This is a genomic window from Pseudomonas sp. Pseusp49, assembly GCF_059491875.1.
Map to the genome: position 1 here is coordinate 5,680,597 of NZ_CP168514.1, position 26,128 is coordinate 5,706,724.

General features: G+C 59.9%; 16 protein-coding genes and 1 pseudogene. 10 read left to right on the forward strand and 7 right to left on the reverse strand.

From position 1 onward, the window contains the following. The first annotated feature begins 11 nt into the window (after nt 1–11). The 3 genes from ACEN83_RS25235 (at nt 12) to ACEN83_RS25245 (ending at nt 3,515) form a co-directional block, all read left to right on the forward strand. Nucleotides 12–1,187 carry an alginate O-acetyltransferase gene (locus tag ACEN83_RS25235; RefSeq protein ID WP_495578733.1) on the forward strand — a complete coding sequence of 392 codons (1,176 nt, stop codon included), beginning with the start codon at nt 12–14 and terminating at the stop codon, nt 1,185–1,187. Between the two features lie 14 nt (nt 1,188–1,201). Continuing rightward, nucleotides 1,202–1,858 carry an alginate O-acetyltransferase AlgF gene (locus ACEN83_RS25240; protein WP_116581171.1) on the forward strand — a complete coding sequence of 219 codons (657 nt, stop codon included), beginning with the start codon at nt 1,202–1,204 and terminating at the stop codon, nt 1,856–1,858. A gap of 205 nt (nt 1,859–2,063) precedes the next feature. Beyond that, on the forward strand, nt 2,064–3,515 hold the full coding sequence (locus tag ACEN83_RS25245) for a mannose-1-phosphate guanylyltransferase/mannose-6-phosphate isomerase (protein ID WP_495578734.1): 1,452 nt from the start codon (nt 2,064–2,066) through the stop codon (nt 3,513–3,515). A 159-nt stretch (nt 3,516–3,674) separates the two neighbouring features. Here ACEN83_RS25245 and ACEN83_RS25250 read toward each other — a convergent pair whose 3' ends face one another. Together ACEN83_RS25250 and ACEN83_RS25255 are read right to left on the reverse strand one after the other, a co-directional pair. Beyond that, nucleotides 3,675–6,503 carry an RHS repeat domain-containing protein gene (locus ACEN83_RS25250; protein ID WP_495578735.1) on the reverse strand — a complete coding sequence of 943 codons (2,829 nt, stop codon included), beginning with the start codon at nt 6,501–6,503 and terminating at the stop codon, nt 3,675–3,677. A 321-nt stretch (nt 6,504–6,824) separates the two neighbouring features. Continuing rightward, nucleotides 6,825–9,632: an RHS repeat domain-containing protein gene (locus ACEN83_RS25255; RefSeq protein ID WP_495578736.1), complete on the reverse strand. Its 2,808-nt coding sequence runs from the start codon at nt 9,630–9,632 to the stop codon at nt 6,825–6,827. Nucleotides 9,633–9,663: 31 nt separating this feature from the next. Here ACEN83_RS25255 and ACEN83_RS25260 point away from each other — a divergent pair. Beyond that, nucleotides 9,664–9,963: pseudogene (locus ACEN83_RS25260) on the forward strand (mannose-1-phosphate guanylyltransferase/mannose-6-phosphate isomerase); the annotation flags it as partial. 76 nt (nt 9,964–10,039) lie between these two features. On the opposite strand, the gene ACEN83_RS25265 reads toward ACEN83_RS25260, so the two are convergent. Further along, on the reverse strand, nt 10,040–12,847 hold the full coding sequence (locus ACEN83_RS25265; protein ID WP_495578737.1) for an RHS repeat-associated core domain-containing protein: 2,808 nt from the start codon (nt 12,845–12,847) through the stop codon (nt 10,040–10,042). Nucleotides 12,848–13,097: 250 nt separating this feature from the next. Between ACEN83_RS25265 and ACEN83_RS25270 the strand changes: the two genes are divergently transcribed. The 3 genes from ACEN83_RS25270 to ACEN83_RS25280 all read left to right on the forward strand — a co-directional run bounded on the left by ACEN83_RS25270 (nt 13,098) and on the right by ACEN83_RS25280 (nt 14,893). Then, complete coding sequence (locus tag ACEN83_RS25270) at nt 13,098–13,562, forward strand: multidrug transporter (RefSeq protein WP_116581172.1); 465 nt, start codon at nt 13,098–13,100, stop codon at nt 13,560–13,562. A gap of 33 nt (nt 13,563–13,595) precedes the next feature. Then, the gene (locus ACEN83_RS25275; RefSeq protein ID WP_116581173.1) at nt 13,596–14,420 is read left to right on the forward strand and encodes an SDR family oxidoreductase; all 825 of its coding nucleotides are present in this window, start codon (nt 13,596–13,598) and stop codon (nt 14,418–14,420) included. Nucleotides 14,421–14,494: 74 nt separating this feature from the next. After that, the gene (locus ACEN83_RS25280; protein WP_495578738.1) at nt 14,495–14,893 is read left to right on the forward strand and encodes a DUF4440 domain-containing protein; all 399 of its coding nucleotides are present in this window, start codon (nt 14,495–14,497) and stop codon (nt 14,891–14,893) included. 163 nt (nt 14,894–15,056) lie between these two features. Here the strand turns inward: ACEN83_RS25280 and ACEN83_RS25285 are convergent, their stop codons facing one another. From ACEN83_RS25285 to ACEN83_RS25300, 4 genes are all read right to left on the reverse strand, one after another. Further along, nucleotides 15,057–15,920 carry an efflux RND transporter periplasmic adaptor subunit gene (locus tag ACEN83_RS25285; protein WP_495578739.1) on the reverse strand — a complete coding sequence of 288 codons (864 nt, stop codon included), beginning with the start codon at nt 15,918–15,920 and terminating at the stop codon, nt 15,057–15,059. Between the two features lie 24 nt (nt 15,921–15,944). Next, nucleotides 15,945–16,145 carry a DUF1656 domain-containing protein gene (locus ACEN83_RS25290; RefSeq protein ID WP_015096751.1) on the reverse strand — a complete coding sequence of 67 codons (201 nt, stop codon included), beginning with the start codon at nt 16,143–16,145 and terminating at the stop codon, nt 15,945–15,947. Beyond that, nucleotides 16,135–18,327 carry an FUSC family protein gene (locus ACEN83_RS25295; protein ID WP_495578740.1) on the reverse strand — a complete coding sequence of 731 codons (2,193 nt, stop codon included), beginning with the start codon at nt 18,325–18,327 and terminating at the stop codon, nt 16,135–16,137. Before ACEN83_RS25295 ends, ACEN83_RS25290 begins: the two co-directional genes overlap by 11 nt. 154 nt (nt 18,328–18,481) lie before the next feature. After that, nucleotides 18,482–19,981 (reverse strand): efflux transporter outer membrane subunit, encoded by a 1,500-nt coding sequence (locus ACEN83_RS25300; protein ID WP_495578741.1) that lies wholly within the window; start codon nt 19,979–19,981, stop codon nt 18,482–18,484. Between the two features lie 281 nt (nt 19,982–20,262). Here ACEN83_RS25300 and ACEN83_RS25305 point away from each other — a divergent pair, with 281 nt between their 5' ends. From ACEN83_RS25305 to ACEN83_RS25315, 3 genes are all read left to right on the forward strand, one after another. Then, the gene (locus ACEN83_RS25305) at nt 20,263–21,231 is read left to right on the forward strand and encodes a LysR family transcriptional regulator (RefSeq protein ID WP_102698513.1); all 969 of its coding nucleotides are present in this window, start codon (nt 20,263–20,265) and stop codon (nt 21,229–21,231) included. A 621-nt stretch (nt 21,232–21,852) separates the two neighbouring features. Then, on the forward strand, nt 21,853–23,013 hold the full coding sequence (locus tag ACEN83_RS25310) for an efflux RND transporter periplasmic adaptor subunit (RefSeq protein ID WP_095965524.1): 1,161 nt from the start codon (nt 21,853–21,855) through the stop codon (nt 23,011–23,013). Beyond that, nucleotides 23,010–26,123: a multidrug efflux RND transporter permease subunit gene (locus tag ACEN83_RS25315; protein WP_495578742.1), complete on the forward strand. Its 3,114-nt coding sequence runs from the start codon at nt 23,010–23,012 to the stop codon at nt 26,121–26,123. Before ACEN83_RS25310 ends, ACEN83_RS25315 begins: the two co-directional genes overlap by 4 nt. The last annotated feature ends 5 nt before the right edge of the window (nt 26,124–26,128 follow it).

The following is a 26,128-nucleotide window of genomic DNA, read 5'->3' on the forward strand; positions in this document are numbered from 1 at the left end:
GGGATCTGACCATGACCCGCTCATTACGCATCTTCTACATCGCGCTGTTCCTGGTGACCCTGCTGGTGCTCGGTCTGTGGTCGGTGCGCAGCTTCTTCGGCTTCAGTACCAACGCCGATGCGACGGTGCTCAACGGTCGCTGGACCAAGGCCGTGGAAACCCACTACGACGACGAGTTCCCGATCAAGCGCCTGGGCACCAATCTCTGGGCCGCGCTGGATTTCAAACTGTTCAACGAAGGTCGTCCGGGCGTGGTGCTCGGCCGTGACCAGTGGTTGTACAGCGATGAAGAATTCCATCCGGTGGTCAACGAAGAGCTGAACCTGCAAGGCAACTACGCGCTGGTCGAAGGCGTGCGCCAGACCCTGAAAGAGAAAGGCGTGCAACTGGTGATGGCGGTAGTGCCGGCCAAGGTACGTCTGTACCCGGAACACCTCGGTGAGGTGAAACCGGCGAGCATCCACGCCAACCTCTACAAGGACTTCCACCAGCGCCTGGCCGCCGACCGGATTCCGGCCCCCGACCTGCTCGGCCCGCTGCAACAGGCCAAGCAGAACGGTCAGCAAGTGTTCCTGCGCACCGACACCCACTGGACCCCGGAAGGGGCCGAGATCGCGGCCAATCGTTTGGCCAGGACCATTGCCGACAAGTACCCGCTGAGCGGCGAACCGCAGCGCTTCGTCACCGAACCGGCCGAAACCGTCACCCACAAGGGCGACCTGCGCCTGTTCCTGCCACTGGACCCGCTGTTCGAAAACCTGATGCCCAAGCAAGAAACCTTGCACAAGCGCAATACGGTTGCCGCTGAAGATCAGCCCGCCGGCGACGACGCACTGTTCGCCAACACCGAAGTACCGGTGGCCCTGATCGGCACCAGCTACAGCGCCAACCCCAACTGGAATTTTGTGGGAGCGCTCAAGCAGGCGTTGCACAGCGATGTGGTCAATTACGCCGAAGACGGTCACGGCCCGATTCTGCCGATGCTCAGCTACCTGAAAAGCGATGCCTTCAAGAACAGCCCGCCACAGGTGCTGATCTGGGAGTTCCCTGAACGATATCTGCCTGTGAACAACGAAATCGGCGACGCCGACCCGCAGTGGGTCGCAGAGCTTAAACAAGCCGGCGCCCGCCAACAAAACGTAGCTGCAAACACTAAATCCGAGACGCCCGACCGGGCGCAAAACTGAAAGAGAGGTACACCATGACTTTCACTACAACTCCTCGTCGTCTCGCCAAACGCCTTGCCCTGGTTGCCGGCCTCAGCGTGCTGTCGGTACAGGCTTTCGCCGCTGGCGACGCCGCCCTGTACGGCCCGACCGCGCCGAAAGGCTCGACCTTCGTGCGTATCTACAACGCCAGCAACGCCGAAGTCAGCGCCACCGTCGGCAGCACCAACCTGAGCGATGTCGCGCCTCTGTCGAGCAGTGACTTCAGCTTCATGCCGGGCGGCGACTACAGCGCCAAGGTCGGTAGCCAGTCCTTGCCGGTGAAGCTGGCCGGCGACCACTATTACACCCTGGTCAACAACGCCAGCGGCGCACCGCAACTGATCGAAGAGCCGCCGTTCAAAAACAAACAGAAGTCCCTGGTCCGCGTGCAAAACCTCAGCGACAAGGCGCTGACCCTGAAGACCGCCGACGGCAAGACCGACGTGGTCCCGAACGTTGCACCCAAGGGTCGCGGCGAACGTGAAATCAACCCGGTGAAAGTCAGCCTGGCGCTCTATGACGGCAGCACCAAAGTCGGCGACGTGAAACCGGTCGCCCTGGAACGCGGTGAAGCCGCGGTGCTGTACGTCACCGGCAGCGGCAGCAGCCTGTCGCCGGTCTGGGTAAAACGCCCGGTATCGACGCGCTAATGAATTCGCCACAGAGGTAACGCCAACCTCTGTAGGAGCTGCCGCAGGCTGCGATCTTTTGATTTGCTTTAAAGATCAAGATCAAAAGATCGCAGCCTGCGGCAGCTCCTACACAGGCAGCGTCACCTCCGGGCACGGAACAAAAACAAGAGTGAAACGACAGAACGCAGTAGCTCTAACCAATCGATATTCAAGGAGTAACAACATGATTCCGGTGATCTTGTCAGGTGGTAGTGGCTCACGTCTTTGGCCGCTTTCCCGCAAACAATTCCCTAAACAGTTCCTGGCCCTGACCGGCGAACACACCCTGTTCCAGCAAACCCTGGAACGCCTGGTGTTCGAAGGCATGGACACGCCCATCGTGGTCTGCAACAAGGACCACCGCTTCATCGTCAACGAGCAATTAGCGGCACGCAAACTGGAGTCCCAGCGCATCCTGATGGAGCCGTTCGGTCGCAACACTGCGCCGGCCGTGGCCCTGACCGCGATGATGCTGGTCAATGAAGGTCGCGACGAACTGATGCTGGTATTGCCGGCCGACCACGTCCTGGAAGACCAGAAAGCCCTGCAACGCGCCCTGGCCCTGGCCACAGTCGCCGCCGAAAACGGTGAAATGGTGCTGTTCGGCGTGCCGGCCACCAAGCCGGAAACCGGTTATGGCTACATCAAGTCGACCAACGACTCGCTGCTGCCCGAAGGCGTCAGCCGCGTCTCGCACTTCGTGGAAAAACCCGACGTGAAGCGCGCCACCGAGTTCGTCCAGTCCGGCGGTTACTTCTGGAACAGCGGCATGTTCCTGTTCCGCGCCAGCCGCTTCCTCGAAGAGCTGAAAAAGCACGATCCGGACATCTACGACACCTGCCTGCTGACCCTGGAACGCAGCCACCAGGACGCCGACACCATCACCTTCGACGAAGCCACCTTCGCCTGCTGCCCGGACAATTCCATCGACTACTCGGTGATGGAAAAAACCCAACGCGCCTGCGTCGTGCCGCTGACCGCCGGCTGGAGCGATGTCGGTTGCTGGTCGTCGCTGTGGGAAGTGAATGCGAAAGACGCCAACGGCAACGTCACCAAAGGCGACGTGGTGATCCAGGACAGCAAAAACTGCATGATCCACGGCAACGGCAAACTGGTGTCGGTGATCGGCCTGGAAAACATCGTCGTGGTCGAAACCAAGGACGCCATGATGATCGCCCACAAGGACAAGGTCCAAGGCGTGAAACAGATGGTCAACACCCTCAACGAACAGGGCCGCAGCGAAACCCAGAACCACTGCGAAGTCTACCGTCCGTGGGGCTCCTACGACTCGGTGGACATGGGCGGCCGCTTCCAGGTCAAGCACATCTCGGTCAAACCGGGCGCCTGCCTGTCGCTGCAGATGCACCACCACCGTGCCGAACACTGGATCGTGGTCAGTGGCACCGCCGAAGTGACCTGTGATGAGAATGTGTTCCTGCTGACCGAGAACCAGTCGACCTACATTCCGATTGCTTCGGTGCATCGCCTGCGTAATCCGGGGAAGATTCCGTTGGAGATCATTGAGGTTCAATCCGGCAGCTATCTGGGTGAAGACGATATCGAGCGGTTTGAGGATATCTATGGGCGGTCTACACCAGTTGATCGTGGGGTTGCGGTGAAGACGATCGCGCAGTAAGCGGTTGGTGAAAATAGCCTCCAGTCAGTCCACTGCGTCCCTATCCGCAGTGGGGTGGGTGGGGGCTTTTATGCACTCATGTTTATGCGCATTTCGTTTAAAAACTTATTACTGAGTTGCGTTTAACTATCCGCCCCCAGAAGCACCCAGTGTGTACATTCACATAGCGCTGCGAGCATTGTCATAGCTTCGAAGATGCTTCACGCGATCATAAACATACTCTCCTGGAAGTTTATAAAATCGCCCGCGACGCGAGCCGCTCACTTTATAATCCACCCCGAGAAACTCATCTTGTATTGAAAACAACTGAATATATTTTTTGGACATACCTTCAATTGATTCTAAACGTCGAGATGACCCTGCATCTGGAAACTCAATCTGGCCATTTTTTATTAATTCTCCATCATCAATCTGGTACTTCGGATCGGCCTCAGCAGAAGCACTTTCTATGATTCTACCAATTTCAAAAAGTCCAACATCTGCAGTATGAGCCCTAGGAAAATTTGGCCATGCATCAGCGATCACAATTTCATCGAGTGATAGCACTCGCGGATCTCCTATAACTACAAATGAGTGATCAATTTCATTTGCAGCGGAAACCCGGAAAACCGGCCGTTTCGTTTTGGTACTGGCCAGAAGGTGAAAGCTTACCTTTGCATGCTCACCGCAGTTACCTAATCCAGCTCCAATCGCTGCCGTCACTCTATTTTCACGACTTTCCGAGCGAATTTCACTAAGCGTATCTTGCATGACTTGAGGTTCTCGACGCGCCCTCCACAGGTCAACAATTTGATTAGGCGCCCCCTCTACCAGCAGTGTTTTTGTTATTAAGTTTGAAACATGCGCCAGCTTAAGACCCTTATAAGTTTCACGTTTAACTATCCAAACATCATATTTCGGCTCGCTCACAAAATCGTATGAGTTGAGCGCGTCAGCAATTGAATTCTGCGGACCATCAAGACGTACAGCATGAGTCTGCTCTGATGTCAGCGCATTTAGATCAATTCCCGTCTCTCCATGTATATCTTTGTATCTCAGTGGATTATCACTGACAAAAGCGAACAGATTATTACCATCAACATATCCTGCTGGATCCGGATTCAACCATCTCTGCCACCTCGCCATGTAATACCTGAACCCATAATAATAAAGCCCCGTCGCATCCCGCTCCTTCCCCGAATAACGCACTGTTCTGTAACTCGCCTCCACCTCCCCACGTCCGGCGAACCACGCGGTGGTGCCATACGGGTGATAACGCTCCTGGCTGATCACTTCGCCTTCACCGTCAAGTTCCAGGGTGCAGGAGCCCAGATGATCATTCAGGTGGTAGCGGTATTGATCATTGGCGCTGCCTTTCGGCGGCGCCGATTCCCAACGCAACACCCGCACACTGCTGCGCCCGGTCTGCACACTGATCACCTGCAGCATTTCGCCGGTGCCGCTGTGGTAGCGCAATTCCAGGTTCGGCAGATAACGGGTTTCAGCGATCAGCGTCCGTGTATGGGATTGGGCTTCGCGGACTTTGCGCAGGCGCATGCCATCGGCGCCGTAGACATAACGCTCGCGGTCATTGAGACCTGACTCTCGCGTCACCGGCCGTACTTCACCCAACTGGTTGCGCAGGTCCCAACCCAAGGCCTGCCCCGGTTGCAGATTGAGCAGATTGCCGTTGCCGTCGAAGCCCCGGAGGAAGTCGTCGTCGCCCGGTTCCAAACCATTGAGCACCGGCAGGCAACGGTTGCTTTGCGCCGCCGCAACCATTCGATGTCCATGACTTTGCGGCCCCTCGTGGATCAGCTCCAGCAGATTGCCACCCCTATCGTAGTGATAGGTCTGGCGATAGTTCGCTCGGGGCGCGGGATCATCGAACGTCGAAAACCGTGGGCCTTTATTGGCGCCGCCCGCTTCCCAGCCGGTGGCTTCCATCAGTTGCGACAGGCTGTCGTAGGCGTAGCGATTGACCGGTTCGATCCGCTGGTTGGCGAAGTAGCGTATCGGCAGCGCGGCATCCTTGATGCTCAGCACATTGCCCACCGGGTCGTAGGCGTAGTTCAGGTCTTGCAGGGCTTCGTTGCCGCGCTGGGCACTGAGGCGAGTCAATCGGCCATTTTGCGCGTCGTATTCCAGCGTGGTGATTACGCCATTGCCGGCCACTTCCCGTTCGGTCTGGCCGTGGGCGTTGTAGGTGATGGCGCTGACCAGCGTTTTCGGGGTGGGTGTGCCGTTGAGTTGCAGGCGAACCTCGCGCAACTGGCCATCGAGGGTCTGGCTGAACAACTGGCGGTGCCCCTTGGCATCGGTTTGACGGGAGGCCTCGCCCAATGCATTGACCTGTGAGCGGGTGGTGGCGCCCTCGCCCGGTTCCAGCAGCCACTCGCGATCCGCTATCAACCCGGGCCAGTCCGGCAGCGTCAGGTCGTCCAGAAAATGCCGCGTCTGCTCCAGCGCTGTGCCGTGCAGTCCGAACTCGGTAAATCGCTGCGAGCCCGCCGGGTCATCGTGGCGGATCAGTTGGCCGCATTGGTTGCGCTCGGCAGCAGCCTGATCGCTCGCGCCGTAACTCAAGCGCTCCGTGCAAAGCGCTTCGCCGCCCACGGCTTGCTCGAACACCGCCAGCGGGCGCAACTGCTCGTCATACTGCATCCAGCGCCGGGAACCCCGGCCATCCCAACTGTGCAGCGCTTGACCGGCCTCACCAAACAGACTGACGCGCAAACCGGCATCGACACTGCTCGAAGCCAACACGCTGCCAGACAGGGCACGAACCTCGCGCAGATTAGCCAGCGCCGACTCCTCCTGAAACAGCCGCGGATCCCACGCGGCGACAACATACCCGGCCGGGCCATAGACCGAACGATTGATCCGCACTTCAGCCGCCGCGGTTTCTGTTCCCCGCCAATAAGCCACCGAACGCACAGCCAGGCTGCGCGGATCAGCGACGCTCAGCGTTGGAGTATTGCGTTGAATTGACGGAGTACGTGGCCGCATGGGTAACCGCCTGATTAATTCAAACCAGCTAATACCGAAAGCTTATCGGTGGCTACTGTCAGAAGTTACAGTCCGGACCAAGATAGGCTCGAATAGACGATGGCGCCACGGCACTGGACGCTGAATCGCGATCAGCGGCATGGCCCAATTACCTGAAATGAAAAACGTGTTTCTGTTGAGCAAGAGCCCGTCGACTTGCATTCCGATTACTCCGCGTGCGTAGTTGGCGCAGTTTCGATGCGGACCATTGCGCAGTGATTGATCCGTACAAGGCACCGAACCGACTGCGTTGGCTATCCGCAGTCGACTCGGTGTTTTTCTTCAGGCACCGGATTGACGCCCCGCTGGATTGAAAGCTCTGCCTGCACCTTTAAAAAATTGTTTGAAAAATCCTTTTTTATTCACGGGAGAAGGTGAGTGAGAAGTTGGGGTCATTTCAAAGCTCACTGTGTAGTGGCCTTTCATCTTTTCATCCGCCAACGCTTCATGCGTCAAGCGTCCATTGATAGCTCCAATCCTCGTTTCAATCGAGGCTGCCAAACGCAGCCCGGGTATTACTGTTGTATTTTCGAGCTCCTTCATGTTGTAGGTCACACTCGATGTAACAGTCACGCTTTCGTCTTCATTTAGATGAATGTTGTAGCTTGGCCTTGAGGCATCTGAAAACATATAGTTCGTCCCCTCTGAATGTTTCATGGCCACCTGAAAGGTATCACTGAGACTGACTTGAAAGGCAACTTCAGATACACGGGCACGATTATCCGGGTCCGGAATTTTATCTTTTAGAAAATTCAATTTTTCAGTAATAGTTTCAAGCACGTTCAAAGAAGCCTCAAAGCCGGCTGAACCGCCGTGTTTAGAACCACCGGAAACGGAATAATCTGATCTCGACAAATCCTTGATAAATCCCGTCGAGTATTTCCTCGGCGAACCGTCGGCCGAAGGGCTCATATCGCTGGCTGCTTCAGAACCGGGAGTATAGTGCGGATACAGTTCTGTCCAACTCAAACTGATCGTATGTTTATCGCCATCCCGACGGTACGACTCAGAATAATTGACATCTGCCTGAAGGCTGACGTAACGGTCAAGTTTAGCAGCCATACTGACCACTTGCGGTATATCAATATAACTTTCGAACAGATCCTTAACCTTCAGCAAACCCAGCCAATCATGGTAGGTGACAGGGTTATTGCCTACCATTACATAGCCATTTATCCCATCAACGCCCCCCGCCGGATCCGGGTTCAACCATCTCTGCCACCCCGCCACGTAATACCTGAAGCCATAATAATAAAGCCCAGTCGCATCCCGCTCTTTCCCCGAATAACGCACCGTTCTGTAACTCGCCTCCACCTCCCCGCGTCCAGCGAACCACGCGGTGGTGCCATACGGGTGATAACGTTCCTGGCTGATCACTTCACCGTCCTCGTCGAGTTCCAGGGTGCAGGAGCCCAGGTTGTCGTTCAGGTGGTAGCGGTATTGGTCATTGTCCATGTCTTTCGGCGGCTCGGACTCCCAATGCAACACCCGCACACTGCTGCGCCCGGCCTGCACGTTGATCACCTGCAACACTTCGCCCGTACCGCTGTAATTGCGCAGTTCCAGGTTTGGCAGATAGCGGGTTTCAGCGACCAACGTCCGGGCATGGGCCAGCGTCTCGCGGACTTTGCGCAGGCGCATCCCGTCGGCGCCGTAAACATAACGTTCGCGGTCATCGAGGCCCGAGTCGCGCACCACCGGGCGCACTTCGCCCAATTGGTTGCGCAGGTCCCAGGCCAAGGCTTGCCCCAGTTGTAACTTGAGCAAGTTGCCGTTGCCGTCGAAGCCTCGGCGGAAGTCGTCCTCACCCGGTTCCATGCCCTCCAGCACCGGCAAACAGCGGTTGCTGTGCGCCGCCGACATCAGCCGATGAGCATGGTTTTGCGGACCTTTGTGGGTCAGTTCCAGTAGATTGCCACCCGCGTCGTAGTGATAGGTCTGACGGTAATTCGCGCGGGGCACGGGATCATCGAACGTCGAAAACTGTGGGCCTTTATTGGCGCCGCCCGCTTCCCAGCCGAGGGCTTCGATCAGTTGCGACAGGCTGTCGTAGAAGTAGCAACTGAGCGGTTCGATCCGTTGGTTGGCGAAGTAGCGAATCGGCAGCGCGGCATCCTTGATGCTCAGCACATTGCCCACCGGGTCGTAGTCATAACGCAGATCTTGCAGGGGGTCGTTGCCGCGTTGGGCACTGAGGCGGGTCAGGCGGCCATTTTGCGCGTCGTATTCCAGCGTGGTGATTACGCGGTTGCCGGCCACTTCCCGTTCGGTCTGGCCGTGGGCGTTGTAGGTGATGGCGCTGACCAGCGTTTTCGGGGTGGGTTTGCCGTTGAGTTGCAGGCGGACTTCACGCAACTGCCCGTCGAGGGTCTGGCTGAACAACTGGCGGTGATCCTTGGCATCGGTTTGACGGGAGACCTCGCCCAACGCATTGACCTGTGAACGGGTGGTGGCGCCCTCGCCCGGTTCCAGCAGCCACTCGCGATCCGCTATCAACCCGGGCCAGTCCGGCAGCGTCAGGTCGTCCAGAAAATGCCGCGTCTGCTCCAGCGCTGTGCCGTGCAGTCCGAACTCGGTAAATCGCTGCGAGCCCGCCGGGTCATCATGGCGGATCAGTTGGCCGCATTGGTTGCGCTCGGCAGCAGCCTGATCGCTCGCGCCGTAACTCAAGCGTTCCGTGCAGAGTGCGTCGCCGTCCAGCGGCTGCTCGAACACCGATTCCGGGCGCAACTGAGCGTCGTATTGCATCCAGCGCTGCGAGCCACGGCCATCCCAGTGCTGGATCGGTTGCCCCGCCTCACCCAACAGCGCGACACGCCACCCGGCATCAACGCTGTTCGTACACAACACGGCACCGGACAGGGCATGAGTCGTTTGCAGATTGGCTGGAGCCGAAGCGTCCGGAAACAATCGCGGATCCCACTGCGCAATCGCTCGCCCCGCCCCATCATGGACCGTGCGGTTGACCCGTGCCTGAGGAGGTACGTCGTCGATGTCACGCCAATAACCCACAGCGCGTACAGGTAATCCACGAGGGTCATTTACAGTCAGGCTCGGGGTATGGTGGTGTACTGAAAGGGTGACTTGCACAGTATTCGCTCCGAAATAATCCCCCTCATCTAAGCCTGTCGATCAAGGGTCCGGCTACTGTCAGAAATTACAGGACAAACGGTCACGAGGTTGCGAATGCAACACATGGTTATTGGTGTATCGGCGAAAAAACGAGTTTTTGCTTACAAACTCCAAAACTACCGATTGCTTCGGTGCGCGCCTGCGTAACCCGGAGAAGATTCCGTTGGAGATCATTGAGGTGCAGTCGGGTAGTTATCTGACTGAAGACGATATCGAGCAGTTTGAGGATATCTACGGGCGATCGACGCCGGTTGAGCGGGGAATTGCGGTGAAGACGATCTCGCAATAAGCGATTGGTAAAAAATAGCCCCCATTCAGTCCACTGCGCTCCCTATCCGCAGTGGGTTGAGTGGTTCTTTGATTAACTAAAAAGATGCCCTACGCATTACTGCTGGTCTGCGGAACATGGCTTCACCGCGCACGCCCATTGGCTTAAACTGTCCAGGCTCAAAGGCAAAGGTGCCCGAATTTGGATTATCCAAGGAAAAATACAACAAACCGGGTCCAGTGATTCTCACCGTTTCGTCAACACGAGTGGAACGAGAGAACTCCTCTGATCCCGCAAGTTTAGCATCTTCGTAATCGTCACGTCGTTTACTGAGAAGCTCTACTAAAGACTTTCGCTCAGAAGGTGAGGCGGATTGGATTGCTGGCCACATTGCCAGCATTTCACTTTTCATGCCTTGTAAATAGGCCGCCTTGGTTTCCTCCTGAACAGCTATTTCAGCAGCCCCGGGATAAGCCCTTTTTTCCATCCATGTGACAGAGGTTGGATTTGAGTATTCATTCGCAATCTTGGCAAGGGCGCGGGAAACGACGGGAGAATCCGAGCCTGCAGCCAAGATAGCGCCTCCAAAGCGGCCATCCTCATTCAAATATAGAAGCATCCCATCTGGAGCACTCAATGACGCGGGGAAAGCCCGTGCTAGTTCCACGTCAACATCGAAATAAACTCCAGCTTTTGAAAGCACTGCCATTCGGGCGATATCGCTAGCCGCCGGATAATTTTTCAATGGCCCGGAACGCTCCCGCTCAAAGGCCGCATGTACTTGTTGACTAAGTCCCTGAAAAGCATCTGAAACATCAGCAATACGAACCCGTCTGCTCAAATTCTCCAGCGCTTGTCCGTGTCCACTCGACCAAGCTTTGCTATCGACCCAGAGCGTGGCGCTATAGTCGGGAACCGCGTCCACAACATTATTGATGTTCATTGCAGCCTCTACGGGCAAAGGTCCGCCCAACCATATCCAATTGATTTCCCGGGGGACTTCGCTGATTGTGCCGACTCTATCTATGAATCTGATGGGATTGTTCAGAGTCATCCCATAGACATTCAATCCATCAACCGCCCCCAATGGATCTGGATTCAACCATCGCTGCCAATCTGCCACGTAATACCTGAACCCATAGTAATAAAGCCCCGTCGTATCGCGCTCCTTCCCCGAATAACGCACCGTTCTGTAACTCGCCTCCACCTCCCCCCGCCCGGCGAACCACGCGGTGGTGCCATACGGGTGATAACACTCCTGGCTGATCACTTCGCCGTCCTTGTCCAGCTCCAGGGTGCAGGAGCCCAAATGGTCGTTGAGGTGGTAGCGATACTGATCATTGCCCATGCCGGTCGGTGTCTCGGACTCCCAATGCAACACCCGCACACTGCTGCGCCCGGCCTGGACGTTGATCACCTGCAACACTTCGCCCGTACCGCTGTAGTTGCGCAGCTCCAGGTTCGGCAGATAACGGGTTTCAGCGACCAATGTCCAGCCATGGGCCAGCGTCTCGCGGACTTTGCGCTGGCGCATGCCGTCGGCGCCGTAGACGTAGCGCTCGCGATCATCGAGACCCGAATCGCGCACCACGGGACGTACTTCGACCAACTGGTTGCACAGGTCCCAGGCCAAGGCTTGCCCCGGTTGTAACTTGAGCAAGTTGCCGTTGCCGTCGAAGCCTCGGCGGAAGTCGTCCTCACCCGGTTCCATGCCCTCCAGCACCGGCAAACAGCGGTTGCTGTGCGCCGCCGACATCAGCCGATGAGCATGGTTTTGCGGACCTTTGTGGGTCAGTTCCAGCAGACTGCCACCCAGGTTGTAGTGATAGGTCTGGCGATAGTTCGCACGGGGCGCCGGATCATCGAACGTCGAAAACTGTGGGCCTTTATTGGCGCCGCCCGCTTCCCAGCCGAGAGCTTCGATCAGTTGCGACAGGCTGTCGTAGAAGTAGCAATTGACTGGTTCGATCCGTTGGTTGGCAAAGTAGCGAATCGGCAGCGCGGCATCCTCGATGCTCAGCACATTGCCCACCGGGTCGTAGGCATAGCGCAGGTCTTGCAGCACTTCGTTGCCGCGTTGCGCCAGGAGGCCAGTCAGTCGGCCATTCTGTGCGTCGTATTCCAGCGTGGTGATTACGCCGTTGCCGGCAACCTCCTGTTCGGTCTGGCCTTGGGCGTTGTAGGTGATGGCGCTGACCAGCGTTTTCGGGGTGGGTGTGCCCTTGAGTTGCAGACGAGCCTCACGCAACTGCCCGTCGAGGGTCTGGCTGAACAACTGGCGGTGATCCTTGGCATCGGTTTGACGGGAGACCTCACCCAATGCATTGACCTGTGAACGGGTGGTGGCGCCCTCGCCCGGTTCCAACAGCAACTCACGATCCGCTATCGACTCGGGCCAGTCCGGCAGCGTCAGGTCGTCCAGAAAATGCCGCGTCTGCTCCAGCGCTGTGCCGTGCAGTCCGAACTCGGTAAATCGCTGCGAGCCCGCCGGGTCATCGTGGCGGATCAGTTGGCCGCATTGGTTGCGCTCGGCAGCAGCCTGATCGCTCGCGCCGTAACTCAAGCGCTCCGTGCAAAGCGCTTCGCCGTCCACGGCTTGCTCGAACACCGATTCCGGGCGCAGCTGAGTGTCGTAGCGCATCCAGCGCTGAGAGCCACGGCCATCCCAAGCATGAACCTGCTGCCCCGCCTCACCCAACAGCGCCACACGCCACCCGGCATCAACGCTGTTCGTACACAACACGGCACCGGACAGCGCGTGAATCGTTTGCAAATTAGGCGACGCTGAAGCGTCCAGAAACAATCGCGGGTCCCACTGCGCAATCGCTCGCCCCGCCCCATCATGGGCCGTGCGGTTGACCCGTGCCTGAGAAGGTACGTCGTCGATGTCACGCCAGTAACCCACGGCACGCACCGCCAGCCCACGAGGGTCAATCGCGGTCAGGCTCGGGGTGTGACGGTGGATTGAAGGGGTTGCTGGCACAGTAGCCGCTCCGGAATCACTCCCTCATGGAAGCCCGCCGCTCAGACACCTGCCTACTGTCAGAAATTACAGTTCAGACCGACGGCCTCAAACACCTTCGCCACGCCCTGCCCATCGCCAACCCCACCTGCGCTTAGGTAGGATGACCCTCTCTATTCCCGAGATTTACGTCATGTTCATCGGCGTCCTGCTGGTCATCACCTGGCTGATCCTGTTGCTGCGCTATCCGGCCAAGGCCTTGCCCGTATCCGTGGCAGCCGCCGTGGGGCTGGGGATCGTCGCGACCTGGGTCATCTGGATGGACCACCGCGAACTCAAGCAATTGCAACGCCTGGAGTTGCGCATCAGTTACGCGCCGCAGCAGTGTCCCGCCGACCGGCCACTGCAATTGACGATGAACAATGGCAATGACGTGCCGCTGACGGAACTGCGCTGGCGGGTTGCGGCCTATGCTCCGGGCGATACGGTGAACCTGGCCGACAACCAATACACCGCCCCGCGTTATCGCGGCCCCGGCGAATTGCAGGCTGGTGGCAACTGGGAAGATTGCTTGCCGCTGCCGCCGTTGCGCCCTGGCTACCGGCCGGAAACCCTGGAGTTTCGCGCCGAACGATTGCAGGGTAGTTTTTCCGACTGATCCCTCCCCCATTTTTTGCACAAGGAATGCGCCATGCCCGTTGCGTTGATTACCGGTTGCTCCAGCGGCATTGGCCGTGCCCTTGCCGATGCGTTCAAGGTCGCCGGCTATGAAGTCTGGGCCAGTGCCCGCAGGGCCGAAGATGTCGCGGCACTCACCGCTGCGGGTTTCACCGCCGTGCAACTGGATGTCAACGATGCCGTGGCACTCGAAACCTTGAGCGAGCGAATCAACCAGCAAACCGGCGGCCTCGATGTGCTGATCAACAATGCGGGTTATGGCGCCATGGGGCCGTTGCTCGATGGCGGCGTACCGGCCATGCAGCGCCAGTTCGAGACCAATGTGTTCGCCATCGTCGGCGTTACCCGCGCCTTGTTCCCGGTGCTGCGCCGGGCGAAAGGACTTGTGGTGAATATCGGTAGCGTGTCCGGTGTACTGGTCACGCCATTCGCCGGCGCCTACTGCGCTTCGAAAGCTGCCGTGCATGCCTTGAGTGATGCCTTGCGCATGGAACTGGCGCCGTTCGGCGTGCGGGTCATGGAGGTCCAGCCGGGGGCCATCGCTTCCAGCTTCGCCAAGAATGCCGGGCACGAAGCCGAGCAACTGATCAGTGAACAATCGCCATGGTTTCCGCTGCGTGAAGGCATACGCGCCCGGGCCAGGGCTTCCCAGGACAGGCCGACCCCGGCCAGTGAGTTTGCCGCCGGATTGCTCAAGGCCGTGCAGCAAGCCAAACCGCCACGGCTGATCCGCCTGGGCAATGGCAGCCGCGCGTTGCCGCTGATGGCCAGTTTGTTGCCCAAGGGTTTGCTCGAATCCGGGCTGATGAAGCGGTTCGGGTTGCGTGGGCAGCTCTGAGACCGCGTCATCGTTCTTCGCGGGCAAGCCCGCGAAGGCGTCAGAACAGACACCACAGAATTTCAGGAAACACCATGACCGACTACACCGAATACTTCGACGAAGTGATCCAGGCCCACGTGGCCATCGAACAATGGCTGGCCGAGGAGCGCGACACGTCCGATCTCGAAAAACTGCTGACGCGTTTTTCGCCGCAGTTCTCCATGGTCTCGCCGCTCGGTCGGGTGCTGGATTTTGACGCGCTGAATGACCTGTTCACGCTGGCGGGTGGCAAAAAACTCGGGTTCAGGATCGAGCTCAGCGAGTTGCGTGGCATTGCGTTATACGAGGGTGGCGCCACCGTGAGCTACCGCGAGCAACAGACCGATGCGACCGGGCTGCACTCGGATCGTCGTTCCACCGTGGTCTTCGAGAAACACGCCGATGGCCGGGTGATCTGGCGGCATCTGCATGAGACGTTTTGCCAGGGCTGACACAGATGCTTTTGTGGCGAGGGGGCTTGCCCCCGTTCGGCTGCGAAGCAGTCGTAGAACCACGGCGCAAGGAGTGTCAGTCAGAATCTGGCGCCGGGATTCAGGGCCGCTTCGCGACCCAACGGGGCGGTGCGGCGATCCGACAAGCCCCCTCGCCACAGGTTTACTCAGCCGCCGCAGGCTTCACCACCACCGTACAGGTAATCCCCGCCGCCAACACCACACCCTCCGGCACTTCATCGATGTGAATGCGCACCGGTACCCGTTGCGCCAGGCGTACCCAATTGAAGGTCGGGTTGACGTCGGCGATCAGTTCGCGGCTCTCCGGGTTGTCGCGGTCGTAGATGCCGCGCGAGATGCTTTCCACATGGCCCTTGAGCACTTCGCCGCTCATCAGCTGCATGTCGGCCTTATCTCCGACGCGCACGCGGGGCAGCTTGGTTTCTTCGAAGAAGCCGTAGACCCAGAACGAGTTCATGTCGACCACGGCCATTTTCGCCTCGCCGATGCGCGCGTAGTCGCCGCGATGCACGTTGAGGTTGGTCACGTAGCCGTCTACCGCGGCGCGCACTTCAGTGCGTTTGAGGTTGAGTTCGGCGGCTTCCAGTTGCGCCTGGGCCTGTTGGTAATCAGCCAGGGCCGAGTCGGCGAGGTTACTGGCGTCGTCGCGGTTTTCCCGGGAGATCACCAGGTTGTCCATATCGGCGCGACGATGGGCGTTAACCTTGCGCATCTCCCAGGTCGCCTTGCGCGATGCCACCAGACTCTGCGCTTGCTTGACCGCCAGACGGTAGTGCTCAGGGTCGATCTGCATCAGCAAATCGCCTTTTTTCACCAGCTGGTTGTCGCGCACCGGCACGTCCACCACTTCGCCGGTGACGTCGGCGGCAACGTTGATGATGTCGGCGCGCACGCGGCCGTCGCGGGTCCACGGCGTGTTCATGTAGTGCTCCCACAGGGAGCGGCCGATCCACAGCGCGAGGGCCAGCACCAGCAGGGTCGCGAGCAGGCTGAAAAACTTTTTCATCGGGGCATTCTCAGTAATAGAGAGTCAACGGTAGACAGTCAGCGCCATGGCGCCGAACAGACAGGTAAACAGACTCAGGCGCAGCAGCGCCGGGTGCCAGAAGAAGCGGTACAGGTCGAACCCGGACAGGAACCGGTCCAGCGCCCAGGCCAGGGCCGCCGCGATGAAAAACATCAGGGTCATGGTCGGCATGTACACGCCGTGGAAGGCGATTTCACGAGGCATGTTCTAATCCTTTTGGCTGGCTGCTTGTGAAGGCCGCGAGCGGTGATTGCGGATCGAGCAGCGAGGTGCGGATGAAGTGCAGGTAGCTCTTCACCCGGCGCAACGCCGAGGTATCGAAGTGCGGGGCGAAAGGTTCGTCGGTGGATTGCACCCGGCTGATCGCGTGATCGACCGCGATCAGCGCGCGTTCAAGGTTGCTGCTGTTCGGTTGCAAAAACAGCCGCACCAGCGCACGCCCCATCACCCGGATCGCCTGGCGCCACGGCTGGGATTCGGCATAGGCCGGATGCACCGGCAGAATCGCCTGCTCCTTGCGCAATTCGATGATCGCGTGGCCGACTTCCAGCACCACGAACATCCAGCGCAACAAGTCCCGCTGCACCTGCGGTTGGCCCGCCGCGAAGCCGTAGGCCTGATGCACCAGGTCGCGAGTGCGGCTTTCGAAACTCGACGCCAGGCCCTTGAGCTTGCCGCTTATGGCGTACACCACCTGACCACGCAGGTCCTGCTCCAGGCGACGCCACAACCAGCGGCTGTTGGGCGGCAGAATGATCGCTCCGGCCGCTGCGCACACCAGCATGCCCATCACCATGGCGATGTAGTCGTTGATGAAGGTGTAGGGGTTGTAGACCGTGAGGTTGTCCGGCACTGAACCGGTGCTGAAGAAGATCAGCAAGCCCAGGCCGACACCGACGTATTGCGGCCGCGAGGTCAGGAACGAGCCGAGTACGATCACCGGTGCGAGCATCACGCACAGCAACGGAAACCCATCGATCCACGGGAAAATGAAAAACATCTCGACGAAGCCGATCAGCGCCCCGAGCAATGTCCCGCACGCCATCTGAAAGGCCATGCGCTTGGGGTTCGGAGTAGCGGCGGACAGGCCCACGGTCGCGGCGGCAATCAGGGTCATGGTCGCGCCGCTCGGCCAGGCGGTTGCCACCCAGTAGCTGCCCAATACCACCAGAATGAACGCCGCGCGTATCCCCGATGCTGCCGCTGCCATCCAGTTGGTTTGCGGGGTGAACGGCTCGTCCCAACTCTCTCGTTCGTGACTGTGATCGGCCAGCGACGCGTGGGTCTGTGCATAACTGTGCAAGTCGTCGACAAAGCGATAGAGCAGTTCGTAGGCGGTGTGGAAATCCAGTTGCCCGGCCTCGCTCGGATTGCTCTGCTGGAACGTCGCCCGCAGACAGCGCACCCGCGCCGGCAGACCTTCCTTGTAGGCGGTAAGCACCGCGACCAGACGCGCCGCATCGGCGCTGGTCAGGGCACGACCGCTGAAGCCGTCGAGCAACTCGGCGAGGTCCTGCAAGCCGGGTTTGATCGCCTCCACCACCTGGTCTGCCGCGCTGCTGCGCAGGCGTTCGAGTAACTGGTGCAAGGCGTTGAAGCGCGTGGTGATGCCCATGAATTCGCTGTTCAGGCGACTGAGCCGGCCATTGCGCCGACGCATGTGCGGGTCTTCGAAAACAGTGACGCTGCGCAAGCCTTCCAGACCCACGGCTTCGGCGATGAAACGCACGTTGCCGGCTTCGAACGCCTCGCGCTGACTGCGACCGCGCAAGCCGTCGGTGACGAACAGGGCGAACACGCCGAAGCGCTGGTACAAGGCATTGCGCATCGCCGCGCTGGCCGATTGCGGCAGGATCGCCGCACTGACCAGGGTCGAACAGAGAATGCCCAACGAGATCTCCAGCACTCGCCAGACCGCCGCCATGAACGCGCCATCCGGATGGGCCAGCGCGGGCAAGCCGACCATCGCGGCGGTGTATCCGGCGAGGACAAATCCATAGGCGCGGAAGTTGCGGCAGCGCGCGGCACCGGCCGTGCAGATACCGACCCAGATCGCCAGCGAACCGAGGAACAGCTCAGTGTTCTGCGCAAACAGGGCGATCAGGGCCACCATCACCGCCGACCCGGCCAGGGTGCCGAGAAACCGATAGAAACTCTTGGCGAACACCTGGCCGCTCTGCGGCTGCATGACGATGAACACGGTGATCATCGCCGTGCGCGGTTGCGGCAGTTCCAGGCGCATGGCCAGCCAAAGCGTCAGGAATGCCGCGAACAGCACCTTGAAGATGTAGACCCAGGTCACGCCGTCGCTGCGTGCCCAGTCGAAGAAACCCCGGCGCCATTCAAGGGAGTACAGCCAGCGCAAGGGGGCGGGCAAGGGAGTCATCAAATCCTGCTCAGTGAAAAATCAGCCAAAACTCGGAACCTGTGGGAGCGGGCTTGCTCGCGAAGAGGGAGTGTCAGGCAACAAAAGTGTCATCAGACACACCGCCTTCGTCGGAACGCCGCCCGGAGCAAGCCCGCTCCCACAGGTTTTGTGTTCAACGCAAAAGACTCGGGGTTTTCGGCACTTGAGTCTGTTCGGCATTCGGCACGTCGTTGCCGGCACCCAAACCACCGCCCAACGCCGTCACCAATTCGGCATGGGCACTCAATCGCGCCGCCTGGACCTGCTGCTGCACTTGCTGCTGCTTGAACAACAGAGTCTGGGCGTTGAGCACGTTGAGGTAGTCGGTCAGGCCACGCTGGTAGGCGATCATCGCGATGTCGTAGGTCTTCTGCGCGGTGGCCACCGACTCGGCGGCGAACGCCTGCTGCTTGTCCATGGACTCGCGGCGGATCAACTGGTCGGAGATGTTTTTCAGGGCATTGACCAGGGTCTGGTTGTACTTGGCCACGGCGATGTCATACCCGGCCGAGGCTTCGCCCAACTCGGCACGCAAACGCCCGCCATCGAAAATCGGCAACGAAATCGCCGGACCCACGCTGTAGTTGAGCTTCTTGCCGGTCAGGAACTCCAGGGCCCCGCCGCCGGTGGCCATATAGCCGAGGCTGCCGACCAGGTCGACGTTGGGATAAAACCCGGCATGGGCGACATCGATACCCCGTGCCTGCGCTGCCACTTGCCAGCGACTGGCGACCACGTCCGGGCGCTGGCCGAGCAATTGCGCCGGCAGCGACGACGGCAATTTCAGTGGCGCCCCCAGCGACAGCGTTGGCCGCTGCAGCTGCGCGCCGTCACCCGGCCCCTTGCCGGCGAGGGCGGCGAGCTGGTTGCGGCTCAAGGCGATTTCTTCGTCGAGGGCATCGAGCTGGCGATGGGTTTCCGGCAGCGGCGTCTCGGCCTGGCTGACTTCAAAATGGGTGCCGATGCCGCCCTTCAAACGCTTCTGCGCCAGCTCAAGGATCTGCTGTTGCTGCTTCAAGGTCGCATCAACGATGTCCCGTTGCGCGTAATGCAGCGAGAGTTCGATGTAGACGCGCACGATGTTGTCCTGCAACTCGAGCTGGGCCTGTCGCGCTTCGGCGACGGTCATGTGCGCCATGTCCACGGCGCGCTCGGTGGCATTGCTTTCACGGCCCCAGAGGTCGAGGGCATAACTGAAACCCAGCGCGGCGTTGTTGTCCCAGGTGGTGCTGTTGGCCAGCTCGCCGGGGCCATAGAACTGGTCGGTAGGCCAGTTGTGGCGCTTGAGGGTGGACTCGCCATTGATCTGCAGCGACTCGGCTGCTTCGGCCACACCAGCCATGGACTTGGCCTGACGCACCCGCGCGGCGGCCATGGCCAGGCTCGGGCTGCCTTGCAGGGCGAGGTCGATCCAGCGGTTCAGTTGGGGGTCGCCATAGGCTTGCCACCATTGCGCAGTGGGCCAATTCGCATCTTGTGCGGCGCTCTGGATTGCTGCGTCGGTGGCCAATGAATTGGCCTCCAGCGCCTTGCCCTGCGGGGCAATACCTCCGGTTCCGATGCAGCCGCTGATTGCCAGGGTTAAAGCCAAAACACTGAGCGGCTTAAGCGCTCTGCTGATGCGACGCGGCACTGCTGCGATTTCCTGAGATGGAGAGATGTTCTGTGCGTAGGAGCTGCCGAAGGCTGCGATCTTTTGATCTTGCTCTTAAAAAAAAACATCAAAAGATCGCAGCCTTCGGCAGCTCCTACAGAGGTGGGCGCAATTCTATGGGGCGGCCTGAATGGCGATAAGCTGGGTTTCTTGTGAATCTTTGTTACCGTTAACGAGATAATCCGTAAGTCGATCTTTAGTCGCCTGTAAATAAACAGAAACTTCGTGTCACAATTTGTCATTCGACGAGAGAGCACCCCATGGACACTTTGCAAAACATGCGCGCCTTCAGTTACGTGGCCGAAGCCGGCAGCTTCACCGCCGCCGCCGTGCAACTGGACACCACCACGGCCAACGTCTCGCGCGCGGTCTCCAACCTGGAAGCCCACCTGCAAACCCGCCTGCTCAATCGAACGACCCGCCGCATCGCCCTGACCGAAGCCGGCAAGCGTTACCTGTTGCGCTGCGAACAGATCCTGGCCTACGTCGAAGAAGCCGAAGCCGAGGCCAGCGACGCCCACGCCCGCCCGGCCGGGCAACTGAAAGTGCACACCATGACCGGCATCGGCCAGCACTTCGTGATCGACGCCATTGCCCGCTACCGCAAGACCCACCCGGACGTAACCTTCGACCTGACCATGGCCAACCGCGTGCCGGACCTGCTCGACGAGGGTTACGACGTGTCCATCGTCCTCGCCCGCGAACTGCCGGATTCGGGTTTCGTGTCCCAGCGCCTGGGCATCACCTACAGCATCGTTTGCGCCTCGCCGGCCTATGTCAAAGCCAACGGCTGCGCACAAAAACCCAGCGACCTGCTCAACCACGCCTGCCTGCGCCTGGTCAGCCCGGTGATCCCGCTGGAAAAATGGGCCTTCGACGGTCCTGACGGCCAGGAAATGGTCACCATCAACAGCTCACCGTTTCTGGTGAACTCCGCCGACGCGATGAAATCCGCGATCATCAGCGGCATGGGCGTTGGCGTCCTGCCGCTGTACGCCGCCATTGAAGGCCTGCGCAACGGCACGCTGGTGAGGGTGATGCCCAAATACCGCTCGCAGGAGCTGAACCTGTATGCGATCTACCCTTCGCGCCAGTACCTGGATGCGAAGATCAAGACCTGGGTCGAGTATTTGCGCGGATCGTTGCCGGAGTTGCTGGCAGCGCATCAGGCGGAACTGGCGGCTTATGAATTGAGCGGGAGTCTGGGCGGAGTTCGGCTGGCGAATTAAACCAAATCCCTACCCTGTAGGAGCTGCCGCAGGCTGCGATCTTTTGATTTTGATTTTTGACCATGTCGAAAGGGCGGAAGATCAAGATCAAAAGATCACAGCCTGCGGCAGCTCCTACAGGGGGTCGGCGTACATCCACGCTTCTCACCACTCAACAGGCCGAGCGTTAGCTCGCCTGCCGCTCTTGATCTTGATCCACCCGCCCCCTCGGAAGGCTGAGCGCAGGCGTTCATCCGGGGATTGGCGCGCAGCGCCGTTCGACGCAGTCGAACTCATTGCATGTAGGTCGAAGCGAAGCCGACCGGAGGGCAATGCCCCCGGATGAATGCCGGAGCGAAGGAACCCCGAGCCTAAGCGAGGGGCCGTACGCAAGGGGCGAGACTTTTTGGTTCCTTTTGTGTCGTTTGACAAAAGGGACTCGCCGTAAGGGCGAAACCATAAGCCGCCGTTACCGAAGCAACGGATATGTACTCGATCACCAACGAACATGGTCGGCCCAAAGGCCGCCAAGACACAAAAACTGACAGCGCCGTCAGTTAGCCGTCACCCTCCTGACCGCCAAACAGGTTTATAAAGGAAACTACCCTTCGACCAAAAAACCAGCCCCGGCGCCCCACTCGCATGCGAACCCAGAAAAAACCCGCCCTGCTCGTCGCCCTTCTGATCGTCCTGGCAGCGCTGGGCCTGTGGTACGCCACCCAACCGGTCAAGACCAAACTCGCCACCCCCACCGCCATCCCGGTGCGCGTGGTCGCCGTCGTCGAAAAAGACGTGCCACGCTACGTCAGCGGCATCGGTTCGGTGCTGTCCCTGCACAGCGTCGTGGTCCGCCCCCAAATCGACGGCATCCTCACCAAAATCATGGTCAAGGAAGGCCAACTGGTGAAAAAAGACGACCTGCTGGCCACCATCGACGACCGCTCGATCCGCGCCAGCCTCGACCAGGCCCGGGCACAGCTGGGCGAAAGCCAGGCGCAGCTGCAAGTGGCACTGGTCAACCTTAAACGCTACAAACTGCTGAGCGTTGACGATGGCGTTTCCAAGCAGACCTACGATCAGCAACAGGCGCTGGTGAACCAACTCAAAGCCACCGCCCAAGGCAATCAGGCATCAATCGACGCCGCTCAGGTACAACTTTCCTACACACAGATTCGCTCCCCAGTGACCGGTCGCGTCGGCATTCGCACCGTGGATGAAGGCAACTTCCTGCGCATGACCGACACCCAAGGCCTGTTCACCGTGACCCAGATCGACCCGATCGCCGTGGAGTTCTCCCTGCCGCAGCAAATGCTGCCGACCTTACAGGGCCTGATCAACGACCCACAGCACGCCCGGGTCAAGGCCTACATCGGAGCTGACACCGACGGCGAAACCGGCAACCTGCTCGGCGAAGGTCACCTGACCCTGATCGACAACCAGATCAATGCCAATACTGGCACCATCCGCGCCAAGGCCGAGTTCGACAATCCGGGGCAGAAGCTGTGGCCGGGTCTGCTGGTGACAGTAAAGATTCAGACAGCCCTGGATAAAGATGCACTGGTGGTGCCGCCGACAGTCGTACAACGCGGTCTGGACCAACACTTCGTGTACCGGGTCAATGGCGACAAGGTCGAAGCCGTGCAGGTGCAAATGGTCTATCAAGGGAGCGGCCAGGACATCATCAAGGGTGTGAAACCGGGGGATGTACTGGTCAGCGATGGTCAGTCGCGGCTCAAACCGGGGTCGACGGTGCAGGTGATGACCGAGCCGCCGCAAGTGGTGCAATCGGAGGCGGCACAATGAAGGGTCACGGTTCGGTATCCGCCTGGTGCATCGACCACCCGGTGGCCACGGTCCTGCTGACGTTCGCCCTGGTGCTGCTGGGCGTCATCGCGTTTCCGCGCCTGCCGGTAGCGCCGTTGCCGGAGGCAGAATTCCCGACCATCCAGGTGGCCGCGCAATTGCCCGGTGCCAGCCCGGAAACCATGGCGTCCTCGGTGGCCACCCCCCTTGAGGTGCAATTCAGTGCCATTCCCGGCGTGACCCAGATGACCTCGAGCAGTGCACTGGGCTCGACCAACCTGACCCTGCAATTCACCCTCGACAAGAGCATCGACACCGCCGCCCAGGAAGTGCAGGCGGCGATCAATACGGCCGCGGGCAAGCTGCCCAAGGACATGCCGAACCTGCCGACCTGGCGCAAGGTCAACCCGGCCGACAGCCCGGTGCTGATCCTCAGCGTCAACTCCTCGCTGATGCCCGGTCCGGAGCTCAGCGACCTGACGGAAACCCTGCTATCGCGTCAGCTCAGTCAGGTCGACGGTGTAGGCCAGGTCGCCATCACCGGTCAGCAGCGTCCGGCGATCCGCGTCCAGGTTTCGGCGGACAAACTCGCCGCCATCGGCCTGACCCTCGCCGACATCCGCCTGGCGATCCAGCAGACCAGCCTCAACCTGGCCAAGGGTGCGCTGTACGGGGAGTCGAACATCTCGACCCTGTCCACCAACGACCAGTTGTTTCACCCGGAGGACTACAGCCAGCTGATTGTTTCCTACAAGGACGGCGCGCCGGTTCATCTGCGCGATGTCGCCAAAGTCGTCAACGGTTCGGAAGATGCCTACGTCCAGGCCTGGGCGGGCTCGCAACCGGGGGTGAACCTGGTGATCTTCCGCCAGCCGGGGGCCAACATCGTCGAAACCGTGGACCGCATCCAGGCCGCCTTGCCGGCGCTGGAAGCGATGCTCCCGGCCTCGGTGCAGGTCAAGGTGCTGATCGACCGGACCCAGACCATTCGCGCGTCCCTGCATGAAGTGGAAATCACCCTGCTGATCGCGATCATGCTGGTGGTGGCGGTGATGGCGCTGTTCCTGCGCCAGTTGTCGGCGACCCTGATTGTGTCGGCGGTGCTGGGGGTTTCGCTAGTCGCCAGTTTTGCGCTGATGTACGTCATGGGCTTCAGCCTGAACAACCTGACGCTGGTGGCAATCGTGGTGGCCGTGGGCTTTGTGGTCGACGACGCGATCGTGGTGGTGGAAAACATTCACCGACACCTGGAGGCCGGCGACGGCATGCGCGAAGCGGCGATCAAGGGCGCGGGCGAGATTGGTTTCACCGTGGTGTCGATCAGCTTTTCGCTGGTAGCAGCGTTCATTCCGTTGCTGTTCATGGGGGGCGTGGTCGGGCGACTGTTCAAGGAATTCGCCCTGACCGCCACCTCGACCATCTTGATTTCGGTGGTGGTGTCGCTGACCCTGGCGCCTACCCTGGCCGCGCTGTTCATGCGCGCGCCGGTGCATCATGCCCACGACAAACCGGGCTTTGGTGAGCGTCTATTGGCCTGGTACGAAAAAGGCCTGCGCCGCGCCCTCGCCCATCAGCGCTTGATGATCGGCGTATTCTGCCTGTCACTGGGCCTGGCCGTGGCCGGGTACATTCTGATCCCGAAAGGTTTCTTCCCGATCCAGGACACCGGCTTCGTCCTCGGCACCACCGAAGCCGCTGCTGACATTTCCTACGGCGACATGGTGAAAAAACACCTCGCCATGGCGGAAATCGTCGCCGCCGACCCTGCCGTGGAAACGTTCTCGCACTCGGTCGGTGTCTCTGGCAGCAACCAGACCATCGCCAACGGCCGCTTCTGGATCACCCTGAAAAAACGCAGCGACCGCGATGTTTCGGCCAGTCAGTTCATCGACCGGATTCGTCCGCAACTGATGAAAGTGCCGGGCATCGTCCTCTACCTGCGCGCCGGCCAGGACATCAACCTCAGTTCAGGCCCGAGCCGCGCCCAATATCAATATGTGCTCAAGAGCAACGATGGACCGACCCTGAGCACCTGGACCCAGCGCCTGACGGAAAAACTGCGCGCCAACCCGGCCTTCCGCGATATTTCCAACGATTTGCAACTGGGCGGCAGCATCACCCACATCAGTATCGATCGCAGCGCCGCGGCGCGTTTCGGCCTGACCGCCAGCGACGTCGACGAAGCCCTGTACGATGCCTTCGGCCAGCGCCAGATCAATGAATTCCAGACCCAGGTCAACCAGTACAACGTGATCCTGGAGCTGGACACCCAGCAACGCGGCAAGGCTGAAAGCCTCAACTATTTCTACCTGCGCTCGCCCCTGAGCGGGGAAATGGTACCGCTGTCGGCCCTGGCCAGGTTCGATGCGCCCACCATCGGCCCACTGTCCATCGCCCATGACGGCATGTTCCCGGCCGCCAACCTGTCGTTCAACCTGGCGCCCGGCGTGGCGTTGGGCGATGCGGTGATCATGCTCGACCAGGCCAAGGCCGACATCGGCATGCCAACCGCCATCAGCGGTAATTTCCAGGGCGCGGCCCAGGCGTTCCAGAGTTCGCTGGCCAGCCAGCCGTGGCTGATCCTGGCGGCGCTGGTAGCGGTGTACATCATTCTCGGCGTGCTCTACGAGAGCTTCGTGCACCCGCTGACGATCATTTCGACCTTGCCTTCGGCGGGCCTCGGCGCAGTGATCATGCTGTGGATCTGCGGTCAGGACTTTTCGATCATGGCCTTGATCGGCCTGGTGCTGCTGATCGGTATCGTCAAGAAAAACGGCATCCTGATGATCGACTTCGCCCTCGAAGCGCAGCGCAATGGCGGACTGTCGCCTGAGGAAGCGATCTTCAAGGCCTGCATCACGCGGTTCCGTCCGATCATCATGACCACCCTCGCCGCCCTGCTTGGCGCGCTGCCGCTGATGCTCGGCTATGGCACCGGCGCCGAGTTGCGCCAACCCCTGGGGATCGCGGTAGTCGGCGGCTTGCTGGTGAGCCAGGCGCTGACGCTGTTCACCACGCCGGTCATATACTTGTGGCTGGAGCGGTTATTTCATAGACACTCTCTCTCACCAGCACCTCCGCCAGTACCGGCGCTGGCGACCATAGACTGAGGCGG